19 protein-coding genes are annotated in these 18,097 nt (G+C 58.5%); 12 read left to right on the forward strand and 7 right to left on the reverse strand.

Translation table 11 applies throughout. The annotated features are described in order from the left end of the window. Positions 1-67: 67 nt before the first annotated feature. The 9 genes from QA649_RS08950 (at position 68) to QA649_RS08990 (ending at position 9,406) form a co-directional block, all read left to right on the forward strand. On the forward strand, positions 68-1,519 hold the full coding sequence (locus QA649_RS08950; protein WP_283023857.1) for a hypothetical protein: 1,452 nt from the start codon (positions 68-70) through the stop codon (positions 1,517-1,519). After that, complete coding sequence (locus QA649_RS08955; protein WP_283023858.1) at positions 1,512-3,632, forward strand: hypothetical protein; 2,121 nt, start codon at positions 1,512-1,514, stop codon at positions 3,630-3,632. Before QA649_RS08950 ends, QA649_RS08955 begins: the two co-directional genes overlap by 8 nt. A gap of 187 nt (positions 3,633-3,819) precedes the next feature. Next, complete coding sequence (locus tag QA649_RS08960) at positions 3,820-4,341, forward strand: hypothetical protein (protein WP_283023859.1); 522 nt, start codon at positions 3,820-3,822, stop codon at positions 4,339-4,341. A gap of 1 nt (position 4,342) precedes the next feature. After that, positions 4,343-4,825 (forward strand): hypothetical protein, encoded by a 483-nt coding sequence (locus QA649_RS08965; protein ID WP_283023860.1) that lies wholly within the window; start codon positions 4,343-4,345, stop codon positions 4,823-4,825. 52 nt (positions 4,826-4,877) lie between these two features. Then, positions 4,878-5,579 carry a hypothetical protein gene (locus tag QA649_RS08970; protein ID WP_283023861.1) on the forward strand — a complete coding sequence of 234 codons (702 nt, stop codon included), beginning with the start codon at positions 4,878-4,880 and terminating at the stop codon, positions 5,577-5,579. Further along, positions 5,521-5,739 carry an HGGxSTG domain-containing protein gene (locus QA649_RS08975; protein ID WP_283023862.1) on the forward strand — a complete coding sequence of 73 codons (219 nt, stop codon included), beginning with the start codon at positions 5,521-5,523 and terminating at the stop codon, positions 5,737-5,739. The genes QA649_RS08970 and QA649_RS08975 overlap by 59 nt, the downstream gene beginning before the upstream one ends. A gap of 104 nt (positions 5,740-5,843) precedes the next feature. Beyond that, the gene (locus QA649_RS08980) at positions 5,844-6,563 is read left to right on the forward strand and encodes a hypothetical protein (RefSeq protein ID WP_283023863.1); all 720 of its coding nucleotides are present in this window, start codon (positions 5,844-5,846) and stop codon (positions 6,561-6,563) included. Positions 6,564-7,314: 751 nt separating this feature from the next. Then, on the forward strand, positions 7,315-7,926 hold the full coding sequence (locus QA649_RS08985; RefSeq protein ID WP_283023864.1) for a hypothetical protein: 612 nt from the start codon (positions 7,315-7,317) through the stop codon (positions 7,924-7,926). A 196-nt stretch (positions 7,927-8,122) separates the two neighbouring features. Further along, positions 8,123-9,406 carry an alpha/beta fold hydrolase gene (locus QA649_RS08990; RefSeq protein WP_283023865.1) on the forward strand — a complete coding sequence of 428 codons (1,284 nt, stop codon included), beginning with the start codon at positions 8,123-8,125 and terminating at the stop codon, positions 9,404-9,406. Positions 9,407-9,479: 73 nt separating this feature from the next. On the opposite strand, the gene QA649_RS08995 is transcribed toward QA649_RS08990, so the two are convergent. From QA649_RS08995 to QA649_RS09005, 3 genes are all read right to left on the reverse strand, one after another. After that, positions 9,480-10,070, reverse strand: coding sequence for an RNA ligase family protein (locus QA649_RS08995; protein ID WP_283023866.1), 591 nt, complete (start codon positions 10,068-10,070; stop codon positions 9,480-9,482). A gap of 155 nt (positions 10,071-10,225) precedes the next feature. Continuing rightward, positions 10,226-10,582 carry a hypothetical protein gene (locus QA649_RS09000; RefSeq protein ID WP_283023867.1) on the reverse strand — a complete coding sequence of 119 codons (357 nt, stop codon included), beginning with the start codon at positions 10,580-10,582 and terminating at the stop codon, positions 10,226-10,228. A 1,117-nt stretch (positions 10,583-11,699) separates the two neighbouring features. Continuing rightward, complete coding sequence (locus tag QA649_RS09005; RefSeq protein WP_283023868.1) at positions 11,700-11,900, reverse strand: hypothetical protein; 201 nt, start codon at positions 11,898-11,900, stop codon at positions 11,700-11,702. 565 nt (positions 11,901-12,465) lie between these two features. Here QA649_RS09005 and QA649_RS09010 point away from each other — a divergent pair. Beyond that, positions 12,466-12,678, forward strand: coding sequence for a hypothetical protein (locus tag QA649_RS09010; RefSeq protein ID WP_283023869.1), 213 nt, complete (start codon positions 12,466-12,468; stop codon positions 12,676-12,678). 172 nt (positions 12,679-12,850) lie between these two features. After that, positions 12,851-13,066: a hypothetical protein gene (locus QA649_RS09015; protein WP_283023870.1), complete on the forward strand. Its 216-nt coding sequence runs from the start codon at positions 12,851-12,853 to the stop codon at positions 13,064-13,066. Positions 13,067-13,597: 531 nt separating this feature from the next. On the opposite strand, the gene QA649_RS09020 is transcribed toward QA649_RS09015, so the two are convergent. Together QA649_RS09020 and QA649_RS09025 are read right to left on the reverse strand one after the other, a co-directional pair. Then, positions 13,598-13,819 carry a hypothetical protein gene (locus QA649_RS09020; RefSeq protein ID WP_283023871.1) on the reverse strand — a complete coding sequence of 74 codons (222 nt, stop codon included), beginning with the start codon at positions 13,817-13,819 and terminating at the stop codon, positions 13,598-13,600. 234 nt (positions 13,820-14,053) lie between these two features. Continuing rightward, positions 14,054-14,245, reverse strand: a complete 192-nt coding sequence (locus QA649_RS09025; RefSeq protein ID WP_283023872.1) for a hypothetical protein — start codon at positions 14,243-14,245, stop codon at positions 14,054-14,056. A 1,878-nt stretch (positions 14,246-16,123) separates the two neighbouring features. Here QA649_RS09025 and QA649_RS09030 point away from each other — a divergent pair. Further along, complete coding sequence (locus tag QA649_RS09030; RefSeq protein WP_283023873.1) at positions 16,124-16,276, forward strand: hypothetical protein; 153 nt, start codon at positions 16,124-16,126, stop codon at positions 16,274-16,276. Here QA649_RS09030 and QA649_RS09035 read toward each other — a convergent pair. Both QA649_RS09035 and QA649_RS09040 read right to left on the reverse strand, forming a co-directional pair. Further along, a complete protein-coding gene (locus QA649_RS09035) occupies positions 16,273-16,545 on the reverse strand; it encodes a hypothetical protein (protein ID WP_283023874.1) in 273 nt (90 codons plus the stop codon). The genes QA649_RS09030 and QA649_RS09035 overlap by 4 nt on opposite strands. Positions 16,546-16,899: 354 nt before the next feature. Next, positions 16,900-17,910, reverse strand: a complete 1,011-nt coding sequence (locus tag QA649_RS09040) for a PAS domain S-box protein (protein ID WP_283023875.1) — start codon at positions 17,908-17,910, stop codon at positions 16,900-16,902. Positions 17,911-18,097 lie beyond the last annotated feature (187 nt).

The following is an 18,097-nucleotide window of genomic DNA, read 5'->3' on the forward strand; positions in this document are numbered from 1 at the left end:
GCTACTGCCGGCCACGAGCGGCCACCGCGACGCTTAGAGGAAATCAGAGGATTTGAAAGGCTAACCGATGGCAGATTTCGGCCAGTTCGACACGTCTCTGTATCGCGATGCGATGAATGCGGGGCCCTTTGACTTTCAGAATCAGCTCCTGGCGACTCAGAGGGCGCGGCAAGAGGTCGAGCTGAACAACATCAAGCTCGCCACCGAGCGTTTCGGCATGGTCAACAACGCGGCATCGGGGCTGTTGGCTGATCCTGATCTCGGCACCAAGGATGTCACTGGCAAGCTTTGGGACACTCTTGGTCGGCTGACAAAAGGCGATGCAATGACCGCCCAGCACGCCGTTCAGTTCATGCAAGGGTTCCCATCAGATCCTCGCATGCAGGCCCAAGCGATCAGGAATGTGCACGGGCAGACACTCGACGCTTGGCAGAAAGGCAAGGCCTATATCGGCGAGACAGAAGCTATGGCGACTGGTGGCGGCAACAAGCTAGTCGGCCTGCCCTCGTTCAAGAACTACATCGAGGATCGGGGCTACGTCCCCAACACCCTGCCGCCTGGGCAGCCGACTATCAATAGCGATCCCAACAGTCCGAACTACGGACGAGAGACGACGATGGGAACGTATGGCAACCCGCCCATTCAACCGCCCGCTGCGGCCCCAGCGGTGCCCGCACGCGCGCCGCGCGTCGCCGCGGCTCCGGCCGCCGGTGGTGCGGTCCCAGCGGCCAATGGCGCTCCTGCTCGCGCCAAGGTCCCCTCCAGCGCCAAGGTGGTCGGAGACGAGGAGGGCGTGAAGTCTGGTGTGTACGAGGCGCCCAGCTTCAACGATCGCTTCAGCGCGGCGCGGCCGGTAACCAAGCTTGCGCCAGGCGAGGAAACGGCTCTCACGGGCGCTGCTCAGTCTTACAACGAGGCGATGACTAACGCGGGAAGGTATGCTCAGCGGATCAATCCGCTTCGTCAGTCGATCCCTATCCTAGAGCGCATGCGTCCAGAAGATATCGGCCCGTTGTCGGACCGCTGGAACGAGGTCAAATCGACCGCGCAGTCTCTAGGTGCCGGCAAACTCGCCGGCATCGATCCAGAGAAGATCAAGGACTACAACGAGCTCAAAAAGTACTTCACGCAGTATGCCTCGCAGGCTGCCGCGACGCTCGGGCCAAAGACGAACGATGGCCTCGCTACCGCCGTCACGTCCAACCCGAACGTGCACATGGACAAGCTCTCCGCGACGGAGCTCGCCAAGGTGGCGCTTGGCATCGAGCGCATGCAGCAGGCCGCGGCGCTCGAATTCAACGACCTTGTGCAGGCGGGCAAGGCCCAGCCCGGCACCTTCAACCGCTTCATGCTCCAGTGGGCGACGAAGCAGGACCCGCGCGCCTTCGTCTACGACATCATGGACAAGAAGGGCCAGGAGGCCGTTCGCAAGCTGCCAGAGGCCGAGCGTGAGAAGGTCAAGGAAGGCATGCGGATTGCCGAGAAGTGGAAGCTGCTAGGGGACGTGCACCGTGAGTGACGATATCTTTGATCGTTATTCGCGGGATGTGAAACCGAAGGCTTCATCTGTCCCAGCGACTGATGACGATGTTTTCAGTCGGTACGAGCGCAAGGCTGATGCTGCGCCGGTGGAAAAGGCTAAGGTCAAGGCAGCTGAACGTCCACGGCCGCGTGGCGACGTGGCCGACATGTCCGGCTTCAATAACCGGATGGTGTCCAGCATCCCGATCGTAGGGCCCTTGTTCGATAAGGCAACGGCGGCAGCCGGCGCGGCCATTCAGCCGCTATTCGTGAAGCCGAAGACAATTTCTGATCTCGTCACAGGTGAGAAGCGGCCTGGTAGTGAGCCGAATTTTGCCGATAGGTACCAAGCCAACCTGGCCAAGCAGGACGAAGCTAACCACCAGTACGCCGAACAGCATCCGGTCGCCTCAACCGCTGCTGACGTTGCAGGCGCGATGATGCTGTTGGGCCCGGCTTCTCAGACCGGTATCGGCGCGCGGATGATGGGGCTTAAGGGCAACTCACTTGGCGCACGTGTTTACCAGGGCGCTGGAGGCATGGGAGTGCTCGAAACTGCGAACCAGCTTCTGAAGGGCAACAACCCGCTCGATCAGGGCTTCCTGGGGCCTGTCCCGCTCGCGATGGTGGGCGGCGCTATCGGGCCCATGGCCGGCGAGGCGATTTCGTCGGGGGCAAATAAGCTAATGCAGTGGCTCCCACGGCGAACGGGCGAACTGGCTGGTGTCAATTCTGTTGGCCGCAACATGCTCGTGAACGCCTTGGAGGGCGAGACTCCGGCCTCAATCGCCGAGGCACAAAGGAAGTTCGGCCCCGCCGGCATGCTTGCGGACGTGAACCAGGCCACCACAGACCTTGCTGGCGGGCTCGCGGACATTCCCGGTCCTCACAAGCAAGTTGTCCGGGATGCGTATAGGCAGCGCGCTGCGGGGCAAGCGCAGCGCATCGAGCAGTCGCTGGACCAAAACACTGTCCCGTATGTGCCGATCGCTGACATGACCAGAGCGATTGAAAAGGCGCGGAGTAGCGGTACCGACGCGCTGTACAATCAGTTCCGCACCATGGCGGTGCAGCCGACCGAGGAGATCAAGGCGCTTATTCCGCGGTTGGAAAAGGCCGGTGCGTTCGATTTGGCGGAGGAGCTTTCCGGGATCTCTGGGAGGCCCATTAATCGTAAGTTCTTCACTGGTGGGCCGCAGAAAGAATTTCCTACCGCTGAAACTTGGGACTATGTGAAGCGCGGTCTCGATCGCCGTGTCACTCAAGCGCTTGATCGGACGAAGCCCGACAAAGAGCTGGCGCGCGAGTTGCTCAACCTGAAGGGTGAGCTTCTCTCGGAGATTGACAAGACACCGGCTGGCAAGATTTGGCAAAAGGCACGTGAGAAGTTTGCGGAGCAGTCAGAACTGCTTCATCAAATCGAGGAGGGCCAGAAGACTTTTGCGAGAAACACTCGATACGATGAGCTTGCGCATGAGCTGATCAATCTCTCGACGCCGGAGCGCGCAGCTCGCCTCCAGGGCGCTCGCGATGCCATTCAGCAGGTGATTGACAACAGCGTACGCGGCGACACGACAGCTCGCAACATGCTGCTCAGCAAGTCTGGACGGCAGAAGCTAGAGCTGCTCTTCGGACAAAAGCGAGCCGACAAGTTGGTCGGCGACCTCGAGGCGGAGGTCCTAGGTAAGGGAAAAGTCGAGAATGTAATCGGCGGTAGCCAGACTACGCCGAAGCGAGAGCGCGTGGGCGCGATGCTGCCGACCCCGAGCGAAATGGGTTATGTGTCCAACCTGGATATCACCAGGCCAGCCTCCTTTATTCCTGAGTGGATGAAACCCCAGACGATCCTAGAGGGGGCAAGGGCTCAGCGTTACTCCGACGCGTACAGCCAGATCGCGCCGCTTCTCACCCGCAAGATTGGCGACCACAACTTCAATGCCCTGACAGGAGAGCTTTTATCCGACCGTCTAAGGTTGTCTGGTCTTCAGAAACGTCTCGACCAAGTGGGTCAGGCTGCGTCTCTTGCCACCGCCGTATCCGGTCCAGCTCTGCGCAATAGGCTTCTTGACGACGCCGATACTCCAAGATCGCGTTCGCAATCCCGGAGATGATGTGCGTTATGAACAGAACACCAAGCGTACCCAAAACGGTGCCTTCGAAACCAAGAGCGCGCGCCGAGGCCATGACCGCAAACGACAGGGCAATCGCAGGGACCACCACGCGGCCGGTTCGGGTGAGGATCGGTTCTCGGGACATGGCGGCAGCTAGGGCCTTTTCCAGTGTTGGAGGGCGATGCACTTGATCCGTCTTACTCCTCAAGATGTAGCTGACGCGTCGGCGGGTCAATTGCCCTCATTCGTGAAAACCGGCGGAATTATCCGATACTGGGTACCCGATCGAACGGCCTTCTTTGAGCTCGACTACCTGGCAGGGCGTGAACATTTCCGGGAAGCGGTTCGTTATTCGCTAGACGCGGGCTCGCCGTTCTTCCTGGCACACGTCTTGATGGGAATGTTCGGTGATCTAGGTGATGTCGAGCGTGGATTTCTCGACACTCTGCTGTTGGCAGCCAAGGTAGGCGCCATTCCGCCAAGACTGACAGATGAAGAACTGATTTCCGCCGGATTGCCGGAGAGCGAATGGGATCGGGCAAGGACATTGGAAGCGGAAGTGGCATCAGCGCTAGCGCTAAGAGCCTGGTTCATGCCGGACCAACTCCTGCTGCTCCTCTACGGAATGCTGAGCGGCGTAGACGGCGAGCACATCGGCGCAGCCATCACAATGATTGCTCGAACGGCAGTGAACGGAACAAGGAATTAAGATGTATCAAAATCCCGAGCGGACGGAATACGACGCGATAGTTTCCCGCGTCCGCGGACACTTTGGGCAAAGCGTAGACATCGGAGGCTATAGCCACAACGACCTGCTGAGGCTCAGGAAGCTCGATGCTCAGCGTGCTGCTGAGGTGGCAAAGTCTAAGGCGGCGCAGCCTCTCAACGACGCGATGGGGCAGCTCAATGCCGCCCACCGCCGAGCGGTGGCTGCCTGGCAGCAGATCGAGGCGGGGCAGAAGCGCATCGCCGCCAACAGGCGAGAACATCAAATCCTCGGGTTCGATATAGCCCTGCTCGAGCCCATGCAAATGCCGAAGTTGGTCGAGGTGACCGAGAGAACCATCGAGGCGCACGACGAAGCAACGACTGAAATGGCCCAGATGGCGGCTGCGATCGAAATCAAGGCGCGGAAGATCAACAGCGCTGCCAGTGGGAGCACTATACGCCGGACCAGCAGAACCGCGCACTGATCCTGGCCATCGCTGACCGGCTCGGCATGTAAAGCAAATCAAAGCATCTCCAATGGCGTCCACCCCCAAGCGGAAGACAAAAGCAGGCTCGGCGCAGCCCAAGAAGGCTCGTGCGCGCCCGGTGAAAGCCTCTGCTCCCGTGACAACCCCGTCGTCGGGGTCCGAGCAACCGGAGGAGAATGACCCAATCGCGGCTATACCGAGGACGATATTTCTGGACCTGCGTAAGGCCCTCAAGGGAGCCCTCAAACCCTTCGGAGGGTCCGAAGCTGACGACTGGAATGAGATCGTAGCCAGTCAGGCAATCTCTACACTTTGGAAGACGAACAAGGCGGCTGACGATGCCAAGCGGGAAGAGGGCGTCCTGGTCGGCCTGCTTTGCATGAAGCCCCAAGACGAGTTCGAGGGGATGCTGATGGCTCAGATGATCGGCACACACAATGCCGCTATGGAATGCCATCGGAGAGCGATGCTCCCTGAACAGCCCTTCGTGGGGCGCTCTGAAGCCCTCACGCAGGCCAACAAGCTCTCCCGCACTTTTGCCACCCTTCTTGAGGCGCTTAACCGGCACCGAGGCAAGGGGCAGCAGAAGGTGACCGTTGAGCATGTGCACGTCCACGCGGGCGGACAGGCTGTAGTTGGTGTTGTGGAAGCCCAGGGGGCCGGGGGGCTTGGGAAATTGGAGGATCAACCCCATGCGATGCGGAGCGAAAACCAGGAGCGGGAAGCCGTGCCAGTCGCTCGCGATGCCTAACGGTCGCTGCAGGATGCATGGTGGACCATCGCCCGGAGCTCCAAAGGGCAACAAGCACAACTTCAAGCACGGATATTACTCGGCTGAGGCGATCGGGAGACGGCGAGAGGTATCTGCGTTGATGCGGGCCGCAAGAGAACTGATCAGGAGCGTAAGTTGATGCAGCTAGAGCCGGACAGAGCGCCCCGAGCCGCCCAAGCTTGCCGGAAAGGCAGGAAACTGGCCCGTTATTCGCGAGTGCGGGAGCTCTGCGCCGAGCTGGGCTTGAAAATCATCCCAACAAATCAGCGCCTTCAGCCAGGGCAAACGAAAGCCGAGTCGGTCCTCCATGCGCTCTACAAAGATCATGGCGAAGGGCACTTTGTCCTGCTCCTACGGACGCTCCTAGAGACCGAGGGCAACTCATCCCATGTGAATGACTTCGTCCTGCGAGGGCTGAGCGACGTGATGCTGGCCCATCCAGAATGGCCTCAGAAAGGCTTGGCGTGGCTCGATGCCCTCGATTCAATCGACCTAGGGGAAATCCGCGCTCAAGCCCGAGCGAACCGCCAGGCCGTCCCACAGCGCCATGGCGTGGCGGCTGGCCTCTTCCGGGAGCTGGCCATCATCTTCGCCGCGCCACCAAAGCAGGAGCGGCCGAGGGCCGAGAAGAAGTTGCCGCGCTCGGTCACTCGTGTTGCTGAGAACCAAGCCAAAATCGAGCTCGGGCGCAAGCTCTTAGCCCTAAGGGAGCAGACACCGAATAACCGGAAGTTCGGCGAGCTGGCGCGCGCAAAGTGCGACCTTGACGCCTCCAGAATCTCCGATTTGATGCGCGTTGCCCGGTACTATGGCGAGCGAGACGAAATCACCTGTCGGCTGTCATGGCGCGCCTTGGTTGCTCTTTCGTCTTCGGCGCTGCCGGAGACCGCCCGCAACGATTTAGAGCGACGAGTAGCTTCCGGTGAGCGCGTCCCCACGTCTCAGATATTGATCGCTGGCTGAGGCGACCGACCAGCTCGGATATCCCTCCCGATGTCGGCCTTTTTCGATCTGCTAAGATCCGCTCCGCCCGTGATAGCGGCGCGTAGCGTGCCTCACCCTAGAGGTCCGCGTTGGGCCAACCGGCGACATCAGTTGCTTCCGGCAAACTTCCTTTAGAGTTCCGAAGTCGCTCGCGATTTCGGGGTACTCCGCAATCGTCAGCGGCAAACGGTTCAGGGGATAGTCTTGCGACTTTTCTTGGTTGTAGAATATCCGTCTACAATCTCTCGGGGAGATCAACATGCAACTCAGGCTGCTCTTTAGCGCGATAGTTTTGGCCTTTGCTGCGAATTCGGCTTCGGCGCAAGGGACAGCGCCGTCAATTGAAGGAGACTGGAAATGTACAAGGGGTTGCGGCGGGTGCGGTCAGGTAGTTAGGGACCCGCGCGTAATACAAGACGGTTCAACACTGCATTTTATCAATGAATGCGACCATCAGGCCGTGGGAGAATTTAGGTCCGGTCGCACGTTTTGGGTGCAGAAGTGGGGCAATCCAGGAACGGAGGCCGTGTTATCGGGGGATGGCAAGAGTCTAGATTTCAAACTCGGCACGACCTGGAGCAGATAGTCCGCAAATGCACCGGAAGGCGTGACGCTCGCCGAGATAGAGAGTGAAACAAAAACTATAGTCATGGCATTCGGCCGTTCCGACGTGGACGGTTCCTGAGCTTGCCATGAGGAGAGTGCGCAACTTCCTAAATGGAGATGTCCCATGCTTCGTCTAGCGACGTTGATTGCTACCTTTCTCTGGATCAGTGTTTCCGCTTCAGCTCAGCCGATCGATCGCCCAGAAACCTTCCAAGCATGGGAAGGTGGCGGTTTCCTTTTGAAAACTTGGAAGGAGTTGGGCTCGCAAGAAGCACAAGCGCTTATAACAGCCGGCTGCGCAGCGTATGGAGTTGACTGCTCGAGCCAAGCCGCGGCCATCCGCGCAGCGGCGCAGCAGTCGCGGCAATACTATCGCTCAGGAAACGTAGCAACGACTGCTCGCATTGATAGACATCCTGGCGAGGAGTATTACGCCAAATTTGACTCCCCGAACGGTTACACAATCTGCAAGGCTGCGATCGACATAAAGAATGGTTCGATCACAGGCCCGTCTACTTTCAACGGATCAATTCAAAGGACTGGTGAAGACGGTCTGGGCCTCTATGCTGTCGTTCCTAAGAATAGGCCAACAGGGCAATGGGTCCGTTTCAACCTTGTGGTCCGCTATGTTCCAGCCGGCACTCTTCAGCAATATGACTGTTGGCCGAATAACACCCTCGTCGTCCAATGCACGGGTCAGAATTGCAATACTTATGACGGCGCACGTATACCCTGAACATAATCCGACCTTGGCGGGATCAAACACGTAGGCGCGGCTAGCCGACCTGGGACGATGCACAGCCTGCCGGCTTCGCCATAGTCCGCTTACGATGAACCGGCAGCGAGGGCCAACGAGGTACGGGACCGCTAGCTAAAGCTGCATACAGAGAATGAGTGGGGGAGAGATCCTCGTCGAGCAGCGAGCCGAACCAATGATCTGGTCAAAATCCGCGCTACGATCCTTTCTCTTCCTCAAGTCTAATATTGTTCGTCTATTGACGTCGACACTCGCTTTCACTCATCGCTCGCTTCGGCGACTATTGAGATCTAGACGTAGGCGTATCACCGCCCTTTTTGCGCTTCTTTGTATAATTTTTGCTTTTCACAGAACCCCCAATAGGTCCTTTCACGAGATTGGACCAAAGTGTGGCCCGGACGATATTTGCGGCTCAGTCGAGCAAGAAGTCGGCGGGCCACCTCTTGCATTCGTCGAATTTGATGACCAAGGCGCCTATTTTGATCAGCGGCAATCTTTTAAAGCCCTTCGACTCATTCGTGACACGATTAACGCCTCCCCGCTTGAAGTTGAAGTCTTTGTGTTCGTCCATGGATGGCAGCACAACGCCCATCCAAAAGATGCTCATGTGAATCAGTTCAGGGATTTTCTGAGATTGGAAGCAGAGAAAAGCAATGGTCGAAGAGTTGTCGGCGTATTCATAGGCTGGCCAGGGGAAACGCTTCGCTTCCCGCTAAACGTTCTTACGTTTTGGTCGCGAAAAGCTGCCGCCCACAGAATTGCATCAGGGGCCGTGCAGGAATTCTTTGCAACTTTGCGGCAGGTTAAGGCGGACCAACAAATGGCGCTTGATACGCAACTGTCGGAGGGACCGGTTCCAAAGATGTACGTAATCGGCCATAGCTTCGGAGGTTTGATCGTCTTTCAAGCGAACTCTCAGTCTTTTGCGCTCCGCTATGGAGCTGATGTGATTCACAATAGGCTCGCCCCTTCGGTTGCGGGGTTCGGGGACCTGGTGGTTTTAATAAACCCAGCTATTGAGGCAACGCGATTTGCATCTTTGCATTCCCTCTGGTCCGAGTATCCAAACGATCCTTTTTATTCCCCTGTCATGGTGGCAGTGGGATCAGAAGCGGACTGGGCAACTAGAATTTTATTCCCGCTCGGCGTCCTGGGTGGCACAGTAACAACCAATCAGGTCCGACCTGATCAGTGGCGAAACGCCCTAACAACGATAGGAAATTCCGAATCGTTTTTGACCCACAATGCTTCGATAGCCGAAAGCGGGGAGATCACCGTCTGTGAACGAGCGCATCATTTTTCGCAGCGGAAGGCCCCGTTTTGGTTTCTCTCCGCGAGTTCTGGACTCATCAATGGGCACGGCGACTTAAACGGAGAGAAGCTGCTAAACCTATTTACAACTCTCCAGCGTCGCATTGGAGAAAAGAGACGGGGAGGACTTGAGTCCTGCCAGAAATGACGCCCTCCTACGGGTCGCAAGCCACCGATCACAGTTAAGCCGCGAGACTTCCGGTGTTCGTTTGTGAGCGGACTTAGAACTCGCGGCTCATGGCCGGATGCGTCCGGTTCTTCACCTTGACCCATTCGCGCGTACGGCCGGCGATGTAGGGGCGATCGCGGCGCTTGGAGATGATGCCCTCGAGGCGGAGGTCGCAGGCCGCGCGAAACAGATCGGGCCCGATCGCGCCGCTCTCGAACGGCGCCACGAACATGCCGTCGGGCCGGCCGCGGAGCAGCCGGGCGAGGTTGGTCTTGCGCATCTCCAGCGGCAGGGGCCTGAGATCCTCGCCGCCGAGCGCAAGGAGATCGAACGCGTAAAGCTGCACCTCCTCGTCGTGCCGTCGCGAGTGCAGCGCGTCAAAGTCGGAGACGCCGTCGACGCCGAGCACCACAGCCTCGCCGTCGATGACGAACTGCTGCTCGCGGTTGCGCAGCGCCGACTGCACGATCCAGGGATAGCGGTCGGTCCAGTTGTGGCCGTTCCTGGTGATGAGGCGCACGCTGCGGCCGCTGCGTTCGACGCGCAGGCGGTACCCGTCATACTTGATCTCGTGGAACCAGTCGGGGCCATCGGGGACGGCCTTGGCCGCGGTCGGTAGGCAAAACTCGAATGTGCTGGGCATGAGAACGAGATAGTCACGCGGCCGCGAATATGCGAATCTTGCGTTCGATTTGAGCGTCGGGATTTCGTCAGTGAGGGACCGATGACAATTGCATTGCCATACCTTGGAATTGCGGTCTGCTGCTCGCTCTCGGTCTGGTTGGTGTGTCTGGTGCTTTAGGACCGGAGTGGAAGCGCTAGCTGCACGCCGATCGAGCGGCCAAGCTGGCTCTCGATGAAATCCTTCAGAGCGTCCGAGATCTCGTGACCTTCAGCAGCCATCCTGCGCTCGAGCTCGCGCGCGATGTCCTCGGATGCGTCGCGCGACCAGCCCTCGACCGGGTTGAACGCGACGACGCGAAGCACCCGGTCATATTGCCCGGTGAGCAGGTCGTCGATCAGCGTGGAATGGTCGATGCCTTCGTCGGTCTCGCGAAAGGCCGCACCGTCGCGGAACTCCTCGAGGATGAGTCCGCCGATATTGCGGAGTACGAACGGCCCCGGGCATCTCTGGGGGCTGGATCCGAGACGCACCGAGACCGCCCGACGCACCAGACTAAATGCGGCGCGCCGTTGGCATCCTCCTGCTCGGGATTCACTTCCGCAGTCCAAAAAGATACCGTGTCCTAAATTTAATGAGCGACTTCCTAGTTAGGACCGCACCGGATTACGAGGTTCGCTGAGGAAGATTCCGCGGTGAAGAAAGCGATAGAAGGTCGGCAGCAGCCGCAAGAAGGCTGAGCGGCGGCTCGGCCGATGAGACGCCATCGCTGTTAGGAACGAGCGCCCCGAAGGCCAGTTCAATGATCAGTCTTGTGTGCCCTCCTTCGCGAGACTGTTGCCGACTAAGTCCCAGCTCGCCACAGCCGGGCGGGCTGGGCGCTCCATCTTGCCACTGCCGTTCAATCTGGGAATGCCATGTCGTGTAAAGCAGTCGTCTCGGTTTACGTCCGCTTGAGGAACCAGCAGGCCCTGGAAGATATGAGAGATCTTCGGCGCGAATTGCTCCAATCCATGTCCGGCCCTGCAACCAAGTACGTTCACGATGATCTCCGATTGATCGAAGAGGGGCTTGAACAGCTCCGCCGAACTCGGCAAGCGGACAGCGGGGCCGACCGTTTGGAAGCACACTGCAAATCGGAGCGCCTCGTAATAAGGACACGCGTGCTGCCAGATTAGGACAATCCTAATTGAGTGCTCCTTTGGAGCATTAGCATCCTGAAGCATGCAGCAGTAATATCTGTCGGCTTCGGGTCGCACTCCAACCGGCCCGGAGCGCAGGCGGCCTCGCCATGTGTAACAGCATTGGCGGGGTCGCTGCTCGCCTGAGTAAGCACTTGGGACCCTCTTACGCCGGTGACAGAGGGCTTCGATGAATGAAGAGGCCGCCAACTGAGGCGGCCTTACTTCTGTTCTGGACATTCCTTCTTCGCAAGATAATCGTCGATGAACCGCTTGGCTCGCCTAATTGCGCTCTGGCGATCGAAGTGCGTGCCTCCAACCTTCTCCATATGGCCAAGGTAAACAATCCATTTCCACCCCTTGGGAGAAAGCGATTGGACGACCGAAAATTCTATTCCGCGATGATCCATCTGCGCCTCCCATTACACTATAAGCGGAAGCGCAATGGGAAACGCGATGAGCATGGGCTTTACTTCGGCGGCTGTAGGCCGGGCGAGCGCAGCCACTCGCTCATGTGCGAGCCGGTTTCCGCCTGTCGCGCCTTTCGCAGCAGCTCCTCGCGAGCCGCCCCAGGTGGAAGCGATTTGGCTTCATCACGTAGGCGAATTGCTTCTTCGGCTAGACGGACCTCAAGTGTGCTTGTTTGCTTGAACCGACGCCGCTCACTCATCGCAACCTCCAATACGGGTCCTAATCCGTGGGGCTTACTGGAACTTAATCTAAATACGCCGATGCGCGGTTGTCGGTTCCATAGTGGACACAATTCAAATTAGCCACTGCGAAAATCAAAACTAGACCACCGCGCTCGGAAACAGGCCAGCGCCCGCCGCTCGCTGTCGAACGATGGGCCGTCCCGGGTGGATGGCGAGACCTGGTATCGCCACAGACCAAAACCTAATCCTGTCCGCTGGAGAGTCGTTCCTGGCCAGATAGTCTCTCCAAGGTGGAGTGGATGGCGCCGCGCCAGAAAAGGGCCGCCACACAGTTTGGCGGCTCTCGTCCGTGCGGGCGCCACTCAGACGCGCAGCGGCCCCGCCAACGCTGTTACACATGGCGAGGCCGCCTGCGCTCCGGGGCACCGAGGCTGGGGATTAGCCCGGAGGCCGCCCGATTTTACGACCACCAATAAAGAATAACGATTGTCCGAAAGTGGCACCCACTCCGGACGTGTCTAATCCTGGCCCGCGCGGGCGTGTCCTTAAGAAACCAAGCCCGAACCGGTGCATTAGGCCGTCATGCAACGGGTTCATTTAGTTCAGGTGATCACTGACAACGGCGAGTGCCAGATTTGGCTCGCCGCGACCGAACGCGACAAGGCGGTTGATTACGTGCTCGATGCCATCCCCGAGGGATGGACAGCCAGCCTCATTCAACGAGAGCTAGACGCGAGCGCCGCCGCCGCACTGAACATGCAGCCAGGTGAAGTCCGGCGACATATGGTGTCTTAGTCTTCGCTCGCGGCGTCCGATCGCGAAAAAGGCATCGCCTTTGTTCAAAAGTGTACACACTAGGTTTTCCCAGGGGTCTAGCTTCGCTGTGCTTGGCGCATTCTGTCAGGCAACCTTCCAGCGGCGAAAGGCTGTGCGGGGTAGTGTCTCTCTTCTGCGTGGCGCCGGTTCGATGTTCAACGATGCGCTCTTCGATGAATTGAGGCGACTGGAACATGAAGTCGTCGAAGCGGAACGACGGATGGCCAGGCAAGAGGCGCTTATATTTGATCTGAAACGAGAGGGGCAGGATGTCGGTGAGGCCAAGGCCGAACTCGAAATAATGCGCGGGGTCCAGCGCCAGCGTCAGCAAGACCGACAACGGCTTCTCGCGTTGATGCAACGCTAAGAGTAGTAGGCTTTCACAAACAAAGGACCGCTGCTTTGAACAGCGGTCCCTGCCGGGTCTCAATAATTCCGAAATGAAATCGCTTCGCCAGCCCCGGCATTGCCGAGTTTTCCCGAAAAATTCGGTCCCGGCAATAACCAATGTGGATTGGTGTCTAAATCGGCGCGAGAAAAAGGCCCCCGGCTCGCAGGGGGGCTTGGGAAGCCGGGGGCCGTTCGAGTTGCCCTACCGAAGGGCATCGGGAAAACTTGGCAATCGGTCAATCGTTCCCGTCCTAGCAGACCCGTTCGTTGGAAGCCGCTGCCCGTGCGAGTTTCTGCCTGGAACAGTGCGGAAGCGAACAGAACTACGCGGTGCGCCTTGATATGAGTCCACATCGCTTGGTCCGAGCTCGGGGCCTGGCGCTACTTAGCGGCCCCGGCCTGATATCCTCTCCTCCAAGCTCAGGACCGGGGCCGTCTCCATTCGTTTTGCAAGTCAATCGCTGCGCTGTACGAGGTCCTTTTGACCTTTTGTCCCTCGCGCTCCATATCAGGGCTTCTTCTGAGCGTGCTCGGCCTCGACAGCGCGGAGGAGGGCGGCGAGGCTGGAATACTCCACGCCATTGCGGGCGTAGCGGTTGGCATGCTCGACATATCTGGCCGATCCGTCGGGCTTGCCGTACCAGCTGAACTGCAGCATGGCGCTGTTGTGCCGGCGCAGAACGTGGCCGGCGCCATTACCGAAAGACTTGCTCATGGCATGGCGCTTCATGGCAGCGCCTCCAGCTTCGCGAGCTCCGACTCGTCCATTCCCGGATAAGCATTCGGAACGGAGACGTTCCCATTAAGGCGAGGAGATTTTCGCCGGGGCGAGCAGCTTCACGCTTCTTGGCTTCCAGGCTGGTTGGAATAGGCTGACAGTGCACTGGTCGGGAGCGTTCGATGGGAACAGAGCTCCCTTTCCAGCATGACCAGCTGCCTCGGCGTCGGGAGCGCAGGCAGTGTCTCAGTTTGAATATTTCCGGAGTCGGAAGATCGCGATTGTCTCATCGCCAACTTTGACGGTCTTCAGCAGCGATCCCACGAACTGCTTGTTTCCGCGGACGCGGACAAGCCGCCAACCCTGACCGGTCTTTATTCGCTTCCCGCGCGTTCCCCGCTCGTCATAGACCGAGACGTGCGTTTTCTTTACCGCCATTTGCCCCTCCCTTGCGAAGCTTACCGCTAAGCATTAGCCTATCGGGATGGCCCTGGTTGCTCAACGCATAAACGACCACGTAACCATTCACGGTGCACCGATTTGCGACGGCTGTATTGTAGATGCGCTCGGTCTGACGGCCCATGCGCATTCCGCTCAGATCACGGCCGCGCTAGGGACGACGAGCGATTTCACGCGGGGAGCTGGCATCTGCTCCGTCTGCAAGAACGAACGGACCGTCATCGATGCCAAGAGGTCCTAAGGGCGAGAAGCGCCCCCGGCGATGTGATCGGCGCCGCCGTCATGGTCGGCAAGATCGCGACCTGCGAGATAGACGACCTTACCACTGACGACGGAGAGAACGTCGCCGCCATTAGGTTGGGGCGCATGTCTCACTCAGCCGCCATGTTGATCCAAGAACTCCGCCAAAGCCGCCGGCATCTCTCCTTCATCCGCGCAACGCGGGCGCAGTTCATCTGCGATATCATCTGTCACGTCGCGCGACCATGTGTTGAACGCGACCACGCCCGGTCATGATTGACGGCGAGGCCATACGCAGAACTCCACTGATCGGAGTCCAAGATAGGCAACCGTTGTTGTCCTGGTTCCTTCTCACGTACCAGCCGAGCAACCGGCACCCCGTGTTCCATCGGTAAATCTTGATCGGCGCCTGAAGCGCGACCTAAGCGACAAATTCCCGTCCTCACTAGGAACTCCACGAGCACAGAAGAATCGTAACGGAATCTCCCTGAATGGGGAAAAATGCCATGTGATACGTTGCGTATGCAGTCGATTTATCCGGTGTTGCGCGCGCGGTGTATGAAATCGACAGTCCTACTGATGAAGCCGCCAAAGAACGAGCCGAGAAGTTGCTCGATGCTCACCCTGCTGTCGAGGTTTGGGACGGTCCGCGAAAAATTGCCCGTCTGACACGTGAGACGTCGGCCTGACCGCGCGGCGCGGTGCTGGCGGTGGCATTTACTAAAGATGCCGACTCAGTCGGCGACCTTACTTCTTGCCCGCGATACGATCCAACACTTCGATCAGGCGCTTCATGAAACTGTCTATCCACCGGTCCGAGCCCGACTTAGGCTCAAGTGGCTTGTCAAACTGATCGGTGCAAGATGGTGGCCGCTTCTCGGAGTCCATGTTTATCCCTCCGTGGCATTGCGTGCATTACCACGAATTACAACTCAAGAATAGTGATCTGGCGTGGCCCTGGATCAAAGCTCTCCTTCCCCTCTCGGGATCATCAGGCCGCACCGCCAGCTTGAGGCCGCGTCGGTCGGCGGGCTCGTCTTTGAATGGAAGCCCTTATTTCGAGCCCAAAGGGACGATTCCGTCGATAACAGCTGTGAATCGGCGTAGGACCTGAGGAACTCGCCCGTCGCGCTGGGGCATATCCGCACCGCCAAGGACGTTGCATGCCTGAGCTAGATCAAAGTTCCCGATCTTCCCGGGCGGACCATCCAGGTCATGCCCGCTCCTGACAAGCAGGAAGGTAAGGAAGCCAATCCGACGCGCTTGAGGCGCGTCGGATTGTCGAGGAATATGCGGCCGATCTCCGGGAGATCATCAAGCGGCTACGCCAGAAGTTGAATTAGGGCGCCTCTGTTGGCGGCCTCGCATTTGTCCCTTTCAGCTTGCGTCGTCCCCAGTGCGGATCTTTGCCCTTCGGGTTCGGGGACGCAATTCCGGTTCAGCGCTCGCATGATACGGGCCAACTCCGTCGAGCCGCCCAGAACGCGCGCGGGCTACTGCGCGTCGAGCGTGTGGAAAGCGGACCGTGCAGACTGAGTTCTGTGTTCCCATAGCACCCGAGGTGTTGCATGTTTTTCCCGATGTGGACGGCTGCTTTTTTCCATCGAGGCTTTTGCAATGTCGAACAGAATCGAAGATCTGGAAATGCTGCGACTGCTCAAAGCATTCCAGAAAATAACTGACCCGGACACCCGGCGAATGATCCTCCTCTACGTCAAGGAGCAGATGGAAAAGCGAGAAGCGAGGGTGGCGGAGAGCCCTTCGCGCTAACGAGCCAGCAGATCCTCTCCCGGCGGCATCAGCTTCACGTAAGTGCCGCTCTCGTGCACCTCGAGCCAACCGCGCTCTTTGGCGTATGCGAGGCCGGCGCCGAACTCGGGATGGCCCTTGCTGCCATTCAGGAGCGCAACGAATTTCGAGTTGATCCGCTCGATGTAGATCCTGCCGTCTTGGACGGCGTGCGTGGCGGCAGCGATTTCGACTAGCTTGCGCGCGGCAGTCTCTGGATCGGCGTAGGGACGGAGATCGACGTGCTTCATGTTGCGGCGTTACGCTTTAGAGATTGCAGATGAAGACCCCGTGTCCTGATTCTCAGACAAAGCTCTAGCGCTCTTCGGTCGGATGCCGGGCTTTATAGGTTTAGGTTAGGCTAAGGGAGAGGCTGATAACAAAGTCTCGCCCTTTCCATTTCCACCGCAGAGCCGATCGGAGTTGATCCGGCTCGAGCTAGATTAGGGCGTGCACTCATTAATTCATCTTGCAGATTCCGGCATAGCTTCGTCCGCGCCGCCCAAGCAAGCGGACATTGGATGCGCAGATCGACAGGTCAGCTAAGGGGCCATGAGCAGAAGTTGCCACCGTGAAGGTAGCGAAGCCCCGTTCGATTGGAATTTTCACGTCGGAACGGCGATTTCGCAAACAAGCCCTTCCGCGCGCCACTCAAAGAGCACCTTCCCGCCAAGTGGGCTGATCGTTCCTTCGATGAGGCGACTACCAAATCCCTTGCGTTGGGGCGCATTTACCCTGGGTCCGCCCAATTCGGTCCAGCGGAGCATCAGCTGTCCATCCTCGGTACGCGACCAGGCCAATTCTATCCGGCCTGTTGCGTTAGATAGCGCTCCATACTTGGTGGCATTGGTTGCTAATTCATGCAGGACCACAGCAACCGCCTGCGCAGCGGTGGGTTCTAACACCGTTTGCAGCCCCTCTATCACAATCCGCTTCTCCTGGCCCTCTTCGAGATAAGGGGCCAACTCCTGCTTTGCGATCGCCGAGACTTCGGCTCCTATCCACCGCGTTTCAACAAACAGCGAATGAACATTTGCCATCGCTTGGATACGCCCGCTGATCACTTGCTTGAGACCCTCGGAGGTGTCGGACTGAGAAAGATTGATAATTGCCTGTACGTTCGAGAGGATGTTCTTGCTTCGGTGCTCCGCCTCGCGAGCCAGAATGCTAATCTGCTCCTGAGTTCGCTTCTGCTGGGTAATATCTCTAGCGATCTTTGATGCGCCGACGATGTTGCCGTGGGCATCATTGACAGGAGAAACAGTCAGCGAAACGACGATTGAGCTACCATCCCGACGTCGCCGGACAGTCTCAAAATGGTCGATGCGCTCACCTCGTCGGATGCGGGTTAAAATCTCCCGTTCTTCGCTGAGCCGGTCCTCCGGGATCACGAGTGTAATGGGCTGCCCGATCGCCTCGGTGGCCGGGTAACCGAAAATGCGCTCGGCCGCCTTGTTCCAGCTTGTAATAACGCCATCTAAATTCTTACTCACAATCGCGTCGTCGCTAGACTCAACTATGGAGGCCAGCAGATTGGCCAAGCGCTCGGCACGTTCCAGAGCCCGTTCGCCGACGAGAGGCTTGCGTTGAAGTCCGGACTCGTTTTTAGGCCCCAATGGGAATCCCCTAAACTTAGATGCTGCATTTGCCGTTGGCGGCCCAATCATAGCACCAAACACAAAGGCTGCGATGTCTCCATTGGGTCAATCGCGTCGGTCTGCACCTGAGTTCGTGACTTCCGGTCCCCCCCCCCGGCACTGGACATGTCGCAGCACTGCGCCAACTGACGCGATGGCCCAGTAG

Origin of the sequence: Bradyrhizobium sp. CB1717, from assembly GCF_029714325.1 — a bacterium.
Lineage (GTDB): Bacteria > Pseudomonadota > Alphaproteobacteria > Rhizobiales > Xanthobacteraceae > Bradyrhizobium.